This window comes from Ruegeria sp. CI1, from assembly GCF_056536925.1.
Genome location: NZ_JBQFQP010000002.1, coordinates 131,976 through 147,098, shown reverse-complemented (window position 1 = coordinate 147,098; position 15,123 = coordinate 131,976). Strand labels below are relative to the sequence as shown.

Sequence of the window (15,123 nt, the reverse complement as noted above, 5' to 3'; positions counted from 1 at the left end):
CTGCCATCAGGGTTCCGGCGCGGGTGCGTCAATCAGTTGCTGGCAGTGCGGTAGTTGGGCCGGTAGAAAATGTGCACTCCGACGCGCGCGGTTTCCTTGAAGACGCGCGACCAGGACGGGCGGACCGCCTTGGTGTGATAGTGGGTGGCACCATCGGTGATGTCATCGGCCACACCGTCAATCGCCAGACGGGCGACCTTGGCCACACGTTCATAGGCTTCTTTTTCCGCGATCACTTCCTTGTGGCCGTCGCATGTATAGGTGAACTGGCACTGGTACTTTCGACCTGTCCCCTGGCGAATGACGCCACACACCGTATCGGGAAACCGCTCGTTCGCCACGCGGTTCAGGATGACCTCGGCGACGGCAAACTGACCCTTGACGCTTTCGCCACGGGCTTCGAAGTACAGAGCCTCGGCCAAGCACTGCCATCTTTCACCACCTGTCGCCTTGGGTCGCTGGTCGAGCCAGTCGCGGGTATAGCTGACCTCGATCGGGTCCGCTTCCTTTTTCGGCTTCAGAAACTTCAGATAGTCGCGAAAACTCTGACCCGGTTGTTCGTTCCGGCTCACCACCTCGGACCCACCGGAATAGACCGGCTCACGTTCCGCATTGGATGTCGTAGGCAACAAAAAGGCGGTCATGACCGCCGCAGCAGCAACAAAACGTATCATTCAGAAAACCTCGCACAGGCACTTAAGCGCCATACCCTCCCCCGGCGGGCGCGAGGAGGCTCATAACCCACTTGATGGCGAAGGTCCAGTTCAGGGAAAAACGCAAGTGGAATCTTGCCCATTCAAGCAAAATTCTGTGACCCAGAGTCCACGTTTTCCCCACTAAACCTGGTGTATTATGCGCCTGTCAACCCCCAAGTTTGGAGGATATCGCCAGTTGAGCGGCAGCCAGCCGAGCGACCGGCACCCGGAAGGGTGAGCATGACACATAGTCGAACCCCGCTGCCCGGCAAAACGCGATTGATTCGGGGTTCCCGCCGTGTTCACCACAGACCGAAAGCGTCACGTCCGGTTGCGCTTTGCGACCGCGTTCAGCGCCCAGTTGCAGCAGCTCGCCAACCCCATCCGTATCAAGGACATGAAACGGGTCCTCGACAAAAACACCCTGGCGCACATAGGCCGACATGAACCGGCCCGCGTCATCGCGCGACAAACCATAGGTCATCTGCGTCAGATCGTTGGTGCCGAAGCTCAGAAACGCGACATGCGGAGCGATTTCTTCGGCACGCAGACAGGCGCGCGGGGTTTCCACCATCACGCCGAGTCGATAGTCGAACTCCTGATCCCGTTCCGAGGCCACGGCCGCAGCCACGGCATCGATGCGCGCCTTGACCAGTTCCACCTCGCGCTTGGCAGAGACCAGCGGGATCATCACCTCGGGTACCACCGGCGCACCCTCCATGCTGGCCTCCAGCGTCGCCTCGAAGATGGCGCGGGCCTGCATGTCATAGATTTCCGGCACGGTGACGCCCAGGCGCACGCCGCGCAGGCCCAGCATGGGATTGTATTCGGTCATCGCCGCAACCCGGCGTTCGACGTCCGAGACCGGCAGATCCAGCGCGTCGGCCAGTTCGCGCTGACCGCTGCGGGTGGTGGGCAGAAACTCGTGCAAGGGCGGATCGAACAGGCGGATACACACCGGTTGCCCTTCCATGATACGGAAAAGCTGTACGAAATCATCACGTTGCATGGGCAGCAGACGTTCCAGCACTGCCGCACGCCCTGACGGGGTCTGGGCAAAGATCATTTCGCGCATCACCGTCAGGCGGCCCGGATCAAAGAACATGTGCTCGGTCCGGCACAGGCCGATGCCCTGCGCGTTGAAATTGCGCGCGGTCTGGGCATCCTGCGGTGTGTCGGCATTGGCCCGGATACCGATGTCACGTTCGGTGTCGGCCCAGGCCATCAGGGTCTGGAAACAGTCGTCCTGCTCGGCCTCCAGCATTTCCGGCTCGCCCGCCAGAACCTGGCCGGAACTGCCGTCGATGGTCAGGATATCGCCGGTCTTGAAGATGCGCCCGTCCGGGGCGACGAGCTGCTTTTCCTTCATCCGGAACCGCATCTCTGAGGCCCCGACGATGCAAGGCAGGCCCATGCCCCGCCCGATCACCGCCGCGTGGCTGGTCATGCCACCCTTTTCGGTCAGAACGGCGACCGCCGCGTGCATGCCGCGCACGTCTTCGGGTGAGGTTTCGCTGCGTACCAGAATACAGGGTTCGCGCCGTGACGCGCTGGCCTGCGCCTCGGTTGCCGTGAAGACGATCCGGCCCGTTGCCGCGCCTGGGCTGGCGCCAATGCCGCTTGCCAGCACATCACGCTTGGTTTCGGGATGGACCTGCCGGTGCAGCAACTCGTTGACCGAGTGCGGATCGATCCGCATCACCGCCTCTTGCGGGGTGATGATGCCGTCTTCGGCCAGATGCACCGCGATGCGTACCGCCGCCCGCGCGCCGCGCTGGACGCGGACGCCATCGAGAATGTGGACATGGCCGTTCTCGATCACAAACTCGACCTGCATTTCCTCGCGCAGTTTCCGGCGCATCAGGGCGGCGTGGTCTTTCAGCTCGGCAAATGCCTCGGGCGCGACATCCTGGAGCGACTGGCCGCGCGGGTCCTTTTCGAGATAAAGCGCCGAGACCCCCTCGCCCAACGCGTCGCGGCCCTGGGACTGGCTGAGGTAGCGGCCGGTGATCTGCGACAGGCCGGTCACCGGATCGATCAGCTGCAACACGCCTGAGCCGCATTCACCCTGACCGACGCCGGGGATCATTTCCTGAACCACAAGCCCAAGACCCGCATCCGCCGGCGCACCCTTGGCCTGTCGCAACAGGCGGGCCGTGGTGCCATCCCAGGCCCGCGCCATCGAGCGCAGCACGGCGGCCAGTTGCTCGCCCCGGTCCTGCGGGAAGTTTTCGTCGGTTTCCTCCTCGTAGGCGCGCAACGACTGGCGCAGCCCCTCGCGGCCATCGACCTCGATATTGTCGAACTCGTCCGGGTCGAGCCGCGCCACGTGGATCGCGTAGCTTTGCACAAAGCGCAGGTAAAGCGCGGCCGCCGCCTCGCCCCCCATCGTGTCGGACAGATCGACATAGCGGGCATCGTTCATGCCGATGTTCAGTATGGCCCCCGGCCCGCCCCAGTCTGGATCTTCGGAACTGGGTCGGACGCACAGCAGCGCCGCCGGGTCGAATTGTCCCAGAATGGCGGCGATGTCGGGCATTTCGCCTTCGGCGATGTGGTGCACCGCGTCAAAGGACAACGCCACGGTGCGCGGCACCGGCAGATCAAGGCGCACAAGGCGCTGAAGGCATTTCGCCCGTCCACCATGGGTTGTTGTCGCCACCGGCGCGTCTGGGGTGATGAGGGTCGTGTCCGGATTATTCTGCACTGCGGCATCCTTTCGCTTGCCTGCAGCATAAGCGGCTTTGCCCGTGGTGCAAGGGTGATATCGGGCGCTTGGCGCGCGCCCGGTCACTTAGCCTTCGATCCGGGTCAAATCGGCAACCGAAGAACAGACCTGGCGGATCTGGTTCAGCAGGTTCAGCCGGTTGCGGCGAACGACCGCGTTGTCGGTGTTGACCTGGACCTCTTCGAAAAAGGCGTCGATCGGCGCGCGCAGGGCCGCCATCGCCGCCATCGCCGCCGGGAAATCCTCGGCCTTGAGGGCGGGGGCGATTTTCGCCTCGGCCCCGGTCAGCGCGGCAAAAAGCGCCTTTTCGCTGTCGGCCTCGGCGAACTTGATATCGGCGCCATAGGAATATTCCACGCCGTCCTGTTCCTCGGCCTGGGTCAGGATATTGTTGGCGCGCTTGAAGCCCTGCACAAGGTTCTCGCCATCCTCGGTCGCGATCACCGCGTTCAGCGCACGGGCGCGTTTGACCAGCAGGTTGAGGTCATCGTTGCCGTCCATCGCGATACAGGCGTCGATGATGTCGTGGCGGATGCCCTCATCACGGAGGAAGACCTTGAGGCGATCGTGGATGAATGACAGAAGGTCCGCAGACAGATCGGGAACCTCGCGTCCGACCTGATCCAGGATATCATTGTCGCCCAGCTTTTCCTTAACGGCCTGGAAGGCGGCACCAAAAACCCCATGATCGGCGATTTCGTCGATCAGGTCGCGCAGCGCGGTCTCGCCGCCGTGGGCGTGGTATTTGTGGCGGAGCAGTTGAGCGTCGACATGTCGATCCAGCGAAACGCGAAGATCATTGGCAAGCACCAACCGAATAACCCCCAGCGCCGCCCGGCGCAGGGCAAACGGGTCTTTCGATCCGGTGGGCTTTTCGTCAATCGCCCAGAAGCCGGTCAGCGTGTCCAGCTTGTCTGCCAGTGCGACAGTGACCGAGAGCGGTGCGGTGGGCACGTCATCCGAGGGGCCGAGCGGTGAGTAATGCTCCTGCGCCACGGCGGCGATGGCAGCGTCCTGACCCGCGGCTTCGATGTAATACCGCCCCATAAGCCCTTGAAGTTCCGGGAATTCATAGACCATTTCAGAGCTCAGATCGGCCTTGGCAAGCTTGGCCGCTGTTTCGGCCTGATCGGCATCCGCACCAGTCACGGGCGCCAACTCGCGGGCCAGTGCGGCAATGCGGCGGATGCGGTCGCCCTGACTGCCCAGCTTGTTGTGGAAGGTCACGTTTTCCAGCGCATCGCTCCATTCGTCCATGCCCGCCCGGGCCACGCGCAGGTCGTTGTCCCAGAAGAATTTGGCATCGGCCAGCCGCGCCGACAGCACTTTCTGATTGCCCGCCAGAATGGTCGCGCCATTGTCGGCGGTTTCGCGGTTGGCGACGGTGATGAACCGTTCAATCCGGCCTGTTTTCGGATTGCGGACCGAGAAGAATTTCTGATGTTCTTTCATCGAGGTCTGCAGCACCTCGGGTGGCAGGTCGAGGAATTCGGCGTCGATCTGCCCCATCAGGACAACGGGCCATTCGACCAGCCCCGCGACCTCGGCCAGCAGGCCCTTGTCCTCGACCACATCCAGCCCGGCGGCGAAGGCGAGGTTCTGGGCGTCGTTCCAGATATGCTCGGCCCGCTCGCTGGGCGACAGCATCACATAGGCGCGCTTGAGCTTGGCGGCATAGTCGTCGAAGGAAGTGACCGAAAACCGGCCCGGCGCCATGAAACGATGACCTTCGGTGCTGTTGCCGGATGCGATGCCTTCGACCTCAAGCGGCACCACTTGAGCGTCGGTCTCGTCGGTCAGGATGCACAGGATCGAATGCAGAGGACGCACCCAGCGAAGGGTGGAACTGCCCCAGCGCATGGATTTGGGCCAGGGGAAATTGCGGATCGCGGCTTCGAGCACTTCGGCCACGATCTCGGCCGCCGGACGGCCCGGCTTTTCGATGGTAGCGAAATAGATCGCGCCCTTGGGGGTGTCACGCTCCTCAAGCTGGTCGCGGGTGATACCGGCACCGCGCAGGAAACCTTCGACGGCCTTGTCGGGTGCGCCGACCTTGGGGCCTTTGCGTTCTTCCCGGATAGTGGGGCTTTGCGTCAACAGCCCTTCGACCGCCAATGTCAGGCGGCGCGGCGTGGTCAGCGCTGCGGCATGGGCATAGGTCAGACCGGCCTCGACCAGACCATCGGTGATCCGCTTTTTCAGATCCTCACCTGCGCGCGCCTGCATGCGCGCGGGGATTTCCTCGGAAAACAGTTCGATCAGCAGGTCGGGCATGGTCGGTCCTTAGAAATTGACGATCGTCTGGATGACGATGGCATTGGCGATATCCACGAAGAAGGCGGATACAAGGGGGAGCACGATAAAGGCAAGAGGTGACGGGCCATATTGCTTGGTCACGGCGGTCATATTGGCAATCGCGGTGGGAGTGGCCCCCAGCGAGAACCCGGCAAAGCCCGAGGCGAGCACCGCCGCCATATAGCTGCGCCCCATGATGACGAAGAGGCCAAATATGACGAAAGCGATGGTAAATGCGGTCTGGGCCAGCATGATGGTGGCGATGGCGAGGCCCTGTCCCGCAATGGTCCAGAGTTGCAGGCTCATCAGCGACATGGCCAGGAACGCACCAAGCGAGAATTCCGAGATCAGGCCAAGGGCAGCCGTCCGGGTGACCGGGGGTGCGTCTGGAAACAGCGCGGTACGCAGGTTTCCCACGACGATGGCCATGATCAGGCAAGGCACGAAAAGCGGCAGCATGACGCCTGCGGCCTGAACAGCCTGATGCGCGAAGAAACCAAGGACGATGGAGATGTTGAGATGCAGCAAAACCCGCATGATTGCGTGGTGGTCGATCCTGCCATGGCTGCCCCCCTCGTCGGATACGCCGATGGTCAGTTCCTGATCGGGGTCGGAGGAGGTCAGACTGTTTTTCTCGACCAGGTATTTTGCCACCGGGCCGCCAACGATGGCGGCCAGAACGAGCCCCAGCGTGGCGACGGCGACGCCCAGTTCGGTCGCGCCCTGAAAACCGGTCAGGTCGGCCACCTGTGGTGCCCATGCGATGGCGGTGCCATGCCCGCCGATCAGCGAGGCCGAGCCGAACAGCACGCCCGCCCGGGCGGGAAAACCGAAAAGCCACGCCCCGGCGACGCCGATCAGGTTCTGCGCGATCATGCAGATGAGGGTGATGATCAGCAGAAAAAGCAGTGGTTTGCCCCCGGCCACCAGATCGGAAAACCGCGCATTCAGGCCGATCCCGGCAAAGAACAGCACCAACAGAAAGTCGCGCGGGCGCAGATCGAACCCGAGCTCGACCCCCGACGCCAGATAGAGCGCCAGCAAAAGGGCGGAGGCCAGCAGGCCGCCGGTCACCGGTTCCGGGATGTTGTAGCGTCGCAGAACGGCCAAGCGCGCGTTGATGGCGGCCCCGCTCAGATAGACCGCAAAACCAAGGGTGACGGTGATGAAGGCCGGTATGTCCATGCGCGCCGTCTATCCTTCGGGCCGCGACGGGCATTCTTCGCCCACCACCGTGCCATCATAGGCCTTTTGCCCACAATTGTTGAGAACATGCCAGACATAGCCCTGTCCGGTTTCGGTGATGGCCACGATGCGGTCGACGCCGAAATGGATGTTCTTGGCCCCGAGATAGGCGCGCGCGGTGCCGTCTTTCAACGCCACGCCGATCTCTACCGCGTCGAAACAGTCGAACCAGCCCGGCGCGGTCAGGGGTTCGGCGGCGTCCACGGCGGCATATTTCGTCGAGAGGTCCTCGAGGCTGAGATTTGTCCGGAAACAGGCGCGGTAGCGGATCGGAGAGCTGTCAGCGTCGATCGCGCTGAAATCCGTATACTCGATCGCCACGGGAATTCCGTCGGCACTGGCCAGCAGTTCCACGTCCTGACCCGGACGGGCGGCCACGTCGTAGTAGAACCCGTAGACCTGCAGATAATACATCGCCGCACCCGCCGCGACACAGCACGCCAGAAGGATCGCAACCAGTATCTTTCCCGTCATAGTCGGACTCCTTGGGTCAGGCCGCCCCTTTCAGGGCAGTCAAAAATCGGTCAGGTTTGGACCGGCGGCAGATAAGAGGGGAGCGCCGGACATGGATACCAGTTTTGCCGTCGGATTTTTCGGTGCGCTTTTTGCCATCATGAACCCGGTCACCAACCTGCCGGTTTTCCTGAGTGTGACCAGTGGCGCCTCGGTGGCGGATCAGCGCAAGATCGCGCTGAAAACGGCGCTGTATTGCATCATTCTGGGCGCGGGCTTTGCCGCCGTTGGGGCGCAGGTGCTGAAGCTGTTCGGGATCAGCGTCGATGATTTCCGTGTCGCGGGCGGTCTGGTGGTTCTTTATATCGCGTTCAACATGCTGCACGGAAGCGAAACCAGTTCGCACCACGGCACAAAAGGGGAAAAACAGGACTATCCCGACGCCGAGACGGTGGCCTTTTATCCGCTGGCCTTTCCCATTCTGGTCGGTCCCGGCACCATCACCACGCTGATCATCTATGCCCACAAGATCACGGGCACCGCGCATCTGATCGGATATGTCGCAGTCTTTCTGTTGGCTGTGGCCTTGCTGGCGGTGACGTTCTGGAATGCGGCGGCACTGTCGCAACGCCTGTCCACCACCGCCCGTGTGATCATGAGCCGGTTCATGGGGATGATCCTTGCCGCCATCGCGATAGGCATGATCACCGACGGGCTCAAGGCGTTGCTGCCGGGACTGGCCTGAGTGAAGCAACCCCATCAGGCCGCCTGCCCGCCCGCCTCCGTCTGCACGAAGGCATCGGCGCATTGTTTGGCCAGGGCACGCACCCGGCCAATATAGGCCTGGCGTTCCGTGACCGAGATCACCCCGCGCGCGTCGAGCAGGTTGAAGATGTGGCTGGCCTTGATGCACTGGTCGTACGCGGGGTGCGCCATCACGATGCGCTTGCCGGTTTTGGGATCGTCATGGTCCTGCGCGAGGATCGCGGCGCATTCGGCCTCGGCCTCTTGGAAATGCCTGAGCAGCACCTCGGTGTTGGCCACGTCGAAGTTCCAGCGGGCGTATTCCTCTTCGGTCTGTTTGAAGATGTCGCCATAGCTGAGCGGGCTGGGCGCGTCGGGGTCATTGAAGGGCATGTCCATCACGTGGTCGATGCCCAGCACGTACATGGCCAGACGTTCCAGACCATAAGTCAGCTCGCCCGAGACCGGAGTGCAGTCATGGCCGCCGACCTGCTGGAAATAGGTGAACTGGCTGACCTCCATGCCGTCGCACCAGACCTCCCATCCCAGACCCCATGCGCCCAGCGTGGGGCTTTCCCAGTCATCTTCGACAAAACGGATGTCGTGCAGGCCCATGTCGATTCCGATGGCTTCCAGAGAACCGAGATAGAGCTCTTGCAGGTTTGGCGGGCTGGGTTTGATCAGCACCTGATACTGATAGTAATGCTGCAAACGGTTCGGGTTTTCGCCATAGCGCCCGTCAGTAGGGCGGCGGGATGGCTGCACGTAGGCAGCAGCCCAGGGTTTGGACCCCAAAGCGCGCAGAGTGGTGGCCGGGTGGAAGGTACCGGCGCCGACCTCCATGTCATAGGGTTGCAGGATGGCGCATCCCTTTGACGCCCAATAGGATTGCAGACGCAGGATGATCTCCTGAAAAGAGCGCGGCGCGTTGGGCTTGTCGGTCATGGCGGTCCTTCTGGGTGCGTCCACCCGGTTCCAATGGGTTTTGCCTTTCCTATGCAAGGGGTCGGGGGGCGTCAACGGCCCTTTGTCGCCCGACCCGGCCCGTGCTGTCGCCCGACCGCCACACCCGGGCGATCAATGGCGGCAGGCATGGCATTTGATGGAAAATCCTGCATAAGCTTTGACAACGATAAGCCCACGGAACACGGGACAACAAATGATACGAGCATTCGCGACTTTGGTCGTTTTTATTTTCTTTGGATTGGGCGCTGCGGTGGCGCAGCAAGGCCAGGACGACGCGGTCTGGGTTCAGATCGAAGCGCTGCCATCCCTGCGCGAGGCGCAGGATCGCGCACAGGTTTATACGGACTATCTGGCCGACGTGAACGGGTTCCAGCTGCGTCAGGGCTGGTACGCGATCGTGCTTGGGCCTTATGCCCGGTCCGACGCAGAACAGGTGCTGCGCGTCTATCGCATCGAAGGGCAAATCCCGCAGGACAGTTTCATCGCCCTGCCCGGCGCATTGGGCCAGCAGTTCTGGCCGATTGGCGCCTCTGCACAGGCACCTGCCACGCAAACCGCGCCTGTGGAAAGCCCGGAACAGACACAGACAGCGGTGCAGTCGCTAAGCGATCTGCCGGATGAAACCGTGGCCGAAGCGCGCCAGAGCGAGCGGCTTTTGACCGCGGAAGAGCGCAAGGGTTTGCAGATCGCCCTGCAGGCCGCCGGGTTCTACAACTCGGCGATTGACGGGGCTTTTGGGGCCGGGACACGCCGCTCGATGGCGGACTGGCAATATGGTAACGGGTTTCAGGAAACCGGCGTTCTGACCACGAAGCAGCGCAAGATCCTGATGGACGACTATAATGCGCCGCTGATCAGCGTGGGGATGAAGCGCCATGCCGACCGCGATGCCGGGATCGAGATGGACCTGCCGTTGGAGGCGGTTGCATTTTCCCGCTATGAGGCGCCGTTTGCGCATTTCGACAGCGCCTCGGATCTGGGGGTGCGGGTTTTGCTGATCAGCCAGCAGGGCGATCAGGCGACACTGCGCGGCCTATTCGATGTCATGCAGTCGCTGGAGATCGTGCCGCTGGACGGCCCGCGCGAGTTCAGCCGCGACAGCTTTACGCTGGAGGGGCGCGGCAAGGGGATCGTCAGCTATACCCAGGCCGGGTTGCAGGATGGACAGATCAAGGGCTTTACTCTGGTCTGGCCTGACGGGGATGAAGCCCGTCGCGCGCGGGTTCTGGCAAGCATGAAGGCCAGTTTCACCCGACTGGGCGGAGTGCTTGCGGACAGCGCGGGCGTAGATGACGGGCAAAGCATCGACCTGATGGCCGGTCTCAACATCCGCAAGCCCCGGCTGTCGCGGTCGGGCTTTTTCGTCGATGCCAGCGGCACGGTCGCCACGGTGAGCGAAGTGACCGAGGGCTGCGCCCGGATCACCCTGAACGACGATCATGTCGCCGAAGTCATCGGCGGCGATACAAGTCTTGGCGTGGCCCTGCTGCGCCCGACCGAGACGCTTGCACCGATGTCGGTGGCACAGTTCGTGACCGCCACGCCGCGCCTGCAATCCGAGGTTGCGGTGGCGGGCTTTTCCTATGAGGGCGCGTTGGGCTCGCCCACGCTGACCTATGGCAAGCTGGCCGATATCCGGGGGCTTGATGGCAACGCTAGAACGTCCCGGCTGGAGCTTGAGGCGCAAAGTGGCGATGCCGGAGGGCCGGTATTCGACCAGACTGGCGCGGTTCTGGGCATGCTTCTGCCCGATCCCAAGACCGGGCAGACGCTGCCGGTCGATGTCAGCCTGGCGGCAGCGTCCGTAGCGCTGGAAACCGCGCTGGCCGACAAGGGGCTGAGCCCGCAAGCGGCGAGCGGTGCAGAGAGCGTCACGCCGAACGAGTTGCTGCGTCGGGCGCTGGGAATGACGGTTCTGGTCAGCTGCTGGGACTGATACACTTGTTTCGAAACGCAAAAGCCCGCAGCCTTGCACGCTGCGGGCTTTTTCAGTTTGTCTGCGTGGATCAGGCGATATCCGGGGTCACACGGATCAGGGTTGGCCCGTTGGCCCTGAACGCGGTACGCACCGCCGTTTGCATCTCGTCCAATGTTTGGGGGGCGGCCGCAGCAGCGCCAAAGGCTTCGGCCAGTTTGCAGAAATCAGGGTTGCGGGCGATGACCGCATTTGGCGCGATCTGACTCCGCACCATGCTGTCCTCGATCTCTTTCAGTTTGCCGTTGTCCCACAGGATGATCGGCAGCGGCAGGCCGAGTTCGACCGCCACGCCCAATTCCTGCATCGTATAGTGAAACCCGTAGTCGCCGGCGATCACCACCGTCGGCTTGCCGCGCCGACCGACCGCGCCGCCGATCCCGGCAGGCAGGGCATAACCCAATGTGCCAAACCCTGTGGGGTGGTGCCAGTGATAGGGATAGGGCATGTCCCACACTTCCTTGGCCACATAGGCAAACTGGGTCATGTCGGAATAGATCATCGTTTCCGCCGGCATGGCGGCCTTGAGCGCATCCGCGACACGAACGATGCCCGGGCGTTCGGCGTCAACCTCGGCCCGCCAGCGCGCCTTTGTCTCGGCTACCTCTTGGGCGTTCCAACCGGTTGCCGTTTTCAGGGTCTCGGATTCGGACCAGAGCGCGCGGGCGAAACTTTCGCCATCTGCCTGCAGCTTGACCGCCGCGCGGTGGCCGTCGGCCAGGACTTCGGTGTCGATATCGACGCGGATCAGCGGTGCCTTGTGGCCCAGATCGGTGCGCCACAGGTCGACCTCGGCAAGTTCGGTTCCGACCGCCACCACCAGATCGGCGGATGCGATCACCTCGGCGCTGCCCGGGCGGGCCAGCGTCGCGCCGAAATCGAGCGCATATCCCACCCCCGCCAACCCACGTCCGGTATATGTGGTGAAGCAGGCCGCACCCAGCTGTGTCAGGATCTGCCGCCACAGGTTCGATTTCGTCCCGCCACCCAGAATGAACAGGGGTCGCCGCGCGGTGTTCAGCATGGAAATGACTGGGGCGACATCGGGCTTGAGCGCCTTGGTGCGCAGCGCGGGCTGGAACGGGAACGGCGCGGGTTCGGCATCACCCTGCAGCTGGGCGATCGGCACCTGAATGTGCTTGGGCCGCGGGCGATTGATCTCGAACTCTTCAAAGGCGCGTTCGATCAGGCCATAGGCGGCCTGGGGAGAGTTGGCGCAATGGGACCAGTCGCAAACCGTGGCCGCCGCCGCCTCTTGATCCTTCATCTGGTGCAGTTGCCCGCGACGTGCCGAAACCTCGTCAAGGCAGGAGGAGATAACCAGCATCGGAACCGAATCCGAATACCCCTGCCCCATCGGCGTCATGATGTTGCACAGGCCCGGCCCGGTGATCACGTAAGCCACCCCCGGTCTGCCCGTCGCCCGCGCATAGCCGTCGGCCATGAACCCTGCACCTTGTTCGTGGCGGGTCAGGATATGGGTGATGCCGGCCTCTTCGATGCCCCGGTACATTTCCTGATTATGAACACCGGGAATACCAAAGATGACATCAACCCCACGATCCCTGAGCATGTGCGATATCTGCGCGCCGAGTGGCCTTTTCATCAGTTTCTCCAGAATTTGCGGGTGAAGATCACGTAAACGGCCAGAAGTTCCAGCCGCCCGATCAGCATCCCGGCGGACAACATCCATTTCGCGGTGTCGTTCAGCCCCGCGAAATTGCCCGAGGGGCCGATTTGCGGACCGAGGCCGGGGCCGATATTGGCCAGTGCGGCGGCGGCACCGGACACAGCGGTGATGAAGTCGAGCCCGGTCAGTGCCAGCCCCCAGGACAGGATTCCCATCGACACCACGAAGAACACGAAAAAGCTCATGACCGAGCTGAGGACATCGGGGCCGACGGGGCGTCCATCATATCGGGGGGTGAATATACCGTGGGGCGACCGGGTACGCTGAATCTGGGTCTTGATCGAGGCGAACAGCAGCTGATAGCGGAAGATCTTGATCGAACAGGCGGTTGATCCGGCGCAGCCGCCGATCAGGCCGATGAAGAAAAAGACGGCGATCAGGAAACTGCCCCAGTTCATGTAATCGACGCTGGCATATCCCGTTCCCGAAATGATCGAGGTGATGTTGAACAGCGCCTCGCGGAAGGCCTGTTCGATGTGACGGGGGAAGATGTTAGTCAGGACAATGGTGGTGATGATGACAAGAACGGCAATGGTCGCCAGGAAGGCCCGGATCTGGCTGTCGCGCCAAAGGGGTTGAGCGGAACCGTTCACCAGTTGGACGTAGCGGACAAAGGGAAGCGCCGCGACGATCATGAAGATCGATGCCGCGTATTCCGCCGGACCCGAGAAGGTACCGAACGACGCGTCGTAGTTGGAAAACCCTCCGGTGGCAATCGTTGTCATCGCGTGCACCAGCGCATCAAAAAAGCTCATCCCCAAAGTGGTGTAGACCAAGGCGCAAATGGCCGTCAGAGCAATGTAGATATAGGCAATCTGCCCCGCGATCTCTTGCGCGCGCGGCAAGATTTTCCCCATGGTTTCAAACCCTTCCGAACGGAAGATCTGCATGCCGCCGACGCGCAGTTCGGGCAGGAACACCATTGCCACGACGATGATCCCGATCCCGCCAAGCCACTGCAGGATACCGCGCCACAAAAGAATTCCGCGCGGCAAATCATCAAGACCGGCGATTACTGTCGAGCCGGTTGTGGTGAGACCCGACATCGCCTCGAAGAACGCGTCCACGAAACGCAGTTCCGTGGCCCCGAACATCAGCGGCAGCGCCCCGAAGAACGGCAGGGCGACCCAGACGGTTGTTGTGACCAGAAATGTCTGCCGGATCGTCAGACCCTCGCGCACGCCGTTGGCGCAGCTGAGCGCCAGCACGGTGCCCGAAAGCAGTGTGATGACCCCGCTTTCGAGAAACACATGCCACTCACCGCGCCCCTCGATCAGGTCGGCAAGCATCGGAAACAGCATGGTCGCGCCAAGAATGGCGACCAGAAGGCCGATCACGTATCCGACAGGGCGTAGGTCAATCATGACGCGCAGCGTTGGCGCGTCATTCCGGCACTGTCAAGGCAAAGGCCGCTGTCTAACCGTCGGTTTTGGGCTTTGGTCCCGGCATTGTCGGCGGCCGTGATGGTTTCCGCGTTCTGCGGGGCGATGCCTTTGACGCGGACTTTTTGGTGGAGGCCGAACGAACCGGTGGAGATTTGGGCGGTGATACCTCGGGCGCCACGGGTTTGGTCGTTACGTCCGCCCTGTTGGCCTCTGACACCATGGGGCTTTTACCCGGCAGCGTCGGCTTGCCATCTATACCGGCATTCGCTGCCTCATCCCGTGAAGGCTGTGGTTCTGGTGTCGTTGCCACGGGATTCTTATCTGCGACCATCGATTTCGGAGCTGTTTTGGCCTCTTTCTGAACCGGTTTCTGCACTTGCCCAGTCGGCTGATCGGGTGTTGCGGGTTTTACGCTAGTTTCAGGCGCCACCGCTGCCTGCGCGCCGCCTTCCTGAGCCTTTTGGGCCGAAGCGTGCTCTGGTTTCGGTGCTTGCGTTGGCGCTGTTGTCTTGGGGACGACTTCGGAAACTTTCCGTGTTTTCTGTGTGTTGATCGGCGCGGCTTGTTTTGTCTGGAACGTCGGTTTGGCTTCGGTACTATAGGTTTTGGCAGTTGCCTTTGGCTCTGGTTGAACATCGCGTTCTGTGCGAGCCTGGCAAGATGGTACCGAAGAGGCGGCCTGAAGCGCGCGCACTTGCGCCATTGGTGCATCAAGGGCCGAGCGTGTCATGATCTGCATGATCCGCAGATTGTTTGTCAGAACATAGCCCGCCAAGCGCATCGCGGCGGCTTGATATTCGAACGGTTGGGAAATCGGATTCATTGAAGAGTGTCTCCTATAAGGAAAAAGCAAGCAGGAGCAGGTGAAGAAAGAGAATCAGGCCACTGGTTAACAGGTATCTGGCGGTGACGCGCCTTGCCAACAAAGGTATTGTACATCAAAGGCC

At 62.1% G+C, this 15,123-nt stretch carries 11 protein-coding genes; 2 read left to right on the top strand and 9 right to left on the bottom strand.

Annotated elements, in window-relative coordinates; genetic code table 11:
* Positions 1 to 32 precede the first annotated feature (32 nt).
* From ACR0LZ_RS02670 to ACR0LZ_RS02650, 5 genes are all read right to left on the bottom strand, one after another.
* Entirely contained in the window at positions 33 to 674 is a 642-nt protein-coding gene (locus ACR0LZ_RS02670) for a cell wall hydrolase (RefSeq protein WP_480748228.1), read from the bottom strand.
* Positions 675 to 861: 187 nt separating this feature from the next.
* Positions 862 to 3,402: a putative PEP-binding protein gene (locus ACR0LZ_RS02665; RefSeq protein ID WP_480748227.1), complete on the bottom strand. Its 2,541-nt coding sequence runs from the start codon at positions 3,400 to 3,402 to the stop codon at positions 862 to 864.
* 87 nt (positions 3,403 to 3,489) lie between these two features.
* The gene (gene glyS / locus ACR0LZ_RS02660; RefSeq protein WP_480748226.1) at positions 3,490 to 5,697 is read right to left on the bottom strand and encodes a glycine--tRNA ligase subunit beta; all 2,208 of its coding nucleotides are present in this window, start codon (positions 5,695 to 5,697) and stop codon (positions 3,490 to 3,492) included.
* 9 nt (positions 5,698 to 5,706) lie between these two features.
* A complete protein-coding gene (gltS, locus tag ACR0LZ_RS02655) occupies positions 5,707 to 6,903 on the bottom strand; it encodes a sodium/glutamate symporter (protein WP_480748225.1) in 1,197 nt (398 codons plus the stop codon).
* 9 nt (positions 6,904 to 6,912) lie between these two features.
* On the bottom strand, positions 6,913 to 7,437 hold the full coding sequence (locus tag ACR0LZ_RS02650; protein ID WP_480748224.1) for a DUF6446 family protein: 525 nt from the start codon (positions 7,435 to 7,437) through the stop codon (positions 6,913 to 6,915).
* A 91-nt stretch (positions 7,438 to 7,528) separates the two neighbouring features.
* Here ACR0LZ_RS02650 and ACR0LZ_RS02645 point away from each other — a divergent pair, with 91 nt between their 5' ends.
* On the top strand, positions 7,529 to 8,161 hold the full coding sequence (locus ACR0LZ_RS02645) for a MarC family protein (RefSeq protein ID WP_480748223.1): 633 nt from the start codon (positions 7,529 to 7,531) through the stop codon (positions 8,159 to 8,161).
* A 14-nt stretch (positions 8,162 to 8,175) separates the two neighbouring features.
* Here ACR0LZ_RS02645 and ACR0LZ_RS02640 read toward each other — a convergent pair whose 3' ends face one another.
* On the bottom strand, positions 8,176 to 9,105 hold the full coding sequence (locus ACR0LZ_RS02640) for a glycine--tRNA ligase subunit alpha (RefSeq protein ID WP_480748222.1): 930 nt from the start codon (positions 9,103 to 9,105) through the stop codon (positions 8,176 to 8,178).
* A 214-nt stretch (positions 9,106 to 9,319) separates the two neighbouring features.
* Here ACR0LZ_RS02640 and ACR0LZ_RS02635 point away from each other — a divergent pair, with 214 nt between their 5' ends.
* Entirely contained in the window at positions 9,320 to 11,062 is a 1,743-nt protein-coding gene (locus ACR0LZ_RS02635; protein WP_480748221.1) for a serine protease, read from the top strand.
* A 70-nt stretch (positions 11,063 to 11,132) separates the two neighbouring features.
* Here the strand turns inward: ACR0LZ_RS02635 and ACR0LZ_RS02630 are convergent, their stop codons facing one another.
* The 3 genes from ACR0LZ_RS02630 to ACR0LZ_RS02620 are packed head-to-tail and all read right to left on the bottom strand — an operon-like array spanning position 11,133 to position 14,999.
* Positions 11,133 to 12,707 carry a 5-guanidino-2-oxopentanoate decarboxylase gene (locus tag ACR0LZ_RS02630; RefSeq protein WP_480748220.1) on the bottom strand — a complete coding sequence of 525 codons (1,575 nt, stop codon included), beginning with the start codon at positions 12,705 to 12,707 and terminating at the stop codon, positions 11,133 to 11,135.
* On the bottom strand, positions 12,707 to 14,155 hold the full coding sequence (locus ACR0LZ_RS02625; protein WP_480748219.1) for a TrkH family potassium uptake protein: 1,449 nt from the start codon (positions 14,153 to 14,155) through the stop codon (positions 12,707 to 12,709). The genes ACR0LZ_RS02630 and ACR0LZ_RS02625 overlap by 1 nt, the downstream gene beginning before the upstream one ends.
* A 52-nt stretch (positions 14,156 to 14,207) precedes the next feature.
* A complete protein-coding gene (locus ACR0LZ_RS02620) occupies positions 14,208 to 14,999 on the bottom strand; it encodes a hypothetical protein (RefSeq protein WP_480748218.1) in 792 nt (263 codons plus the stop codon).
* Between the last annotated feature and the right edge of the window lie 124 nt (positions 15,000 to 15,123).

Bases quoted from the DNA above. Each gene is read 5' to 3' on its own strand.
- ACR0LZ_RS02650 (WP_480748224.1), bottom strand. From the start codon at position 7,437: ATGACGGGAAAGATACTGGTTGCGATCCTTCTGGCGTGCTGTGTCGCG.
- ACR0LZ_RS02630 (WP_480748220.1), bottom strand. From the start codon at position 12,707: ATGAAAAGGCCACTCGGCGCGCAGATATCGCACATGCTCAGGGATCGT.
- ACR0LZ_RS02625 (WP_480748219.1), bottom strand. From the start codon at position 14,155: ATGATTGACCTACGCCCTGTCGGATACGTGATCGGCCTTCTGGTCGCC.
- glyS (WP_480748226.1), bottom strand. From the start codon at position 5,697: ATGCCCGACCTGCTGATCGAACTGTTTTCCGAGGAAATCCCCGCGCGC.
- ACR0LZ_RS02670 (WP_480748228.1), bottom strand. From the start codon at position 674: ATGATACGTTTTGTTGCTGCTGCGGCGGTCATGACCGCCTTTTTGTTG.
- ACR0LZ_RS02620 (WP_480748218.1), bottom strand. From the start codon at position 14,999: ATGAATCCGATTTCCCAACCGTTCGAATATCAAGCCGCCGCGATGCGC.
- ACR0LZ_RS02645 (WP_480748223.1), top strand. From the start codon at position 7,529: ATGGATACCAGTTTTGCCGTCGGATTTTTCGGTGCGCTTTTTGCCATC.
- ACR0LZ_RS02640 (WP_480748222.1), bottom strand. From the start codon at position 9,105: ATGACCGACAAGCCCAACGCGCCGCGCTCTTTTCAGGAGATCATCCTG.
- gltS (WP_480748225.1), bottom strand. From the start codon at position 6,903: ATGGACATACCGGCCTTCATCACCGTCACCCTTGGTTTTGCGGTCTAT.
- ACR0LZ_RS02635 (WP_480748221.1), top strand. From the start codon at position 9,320: ATGATACGAGCATTCGCGACTTTGGTCGTTTTTATTTTCTTTGGATTG.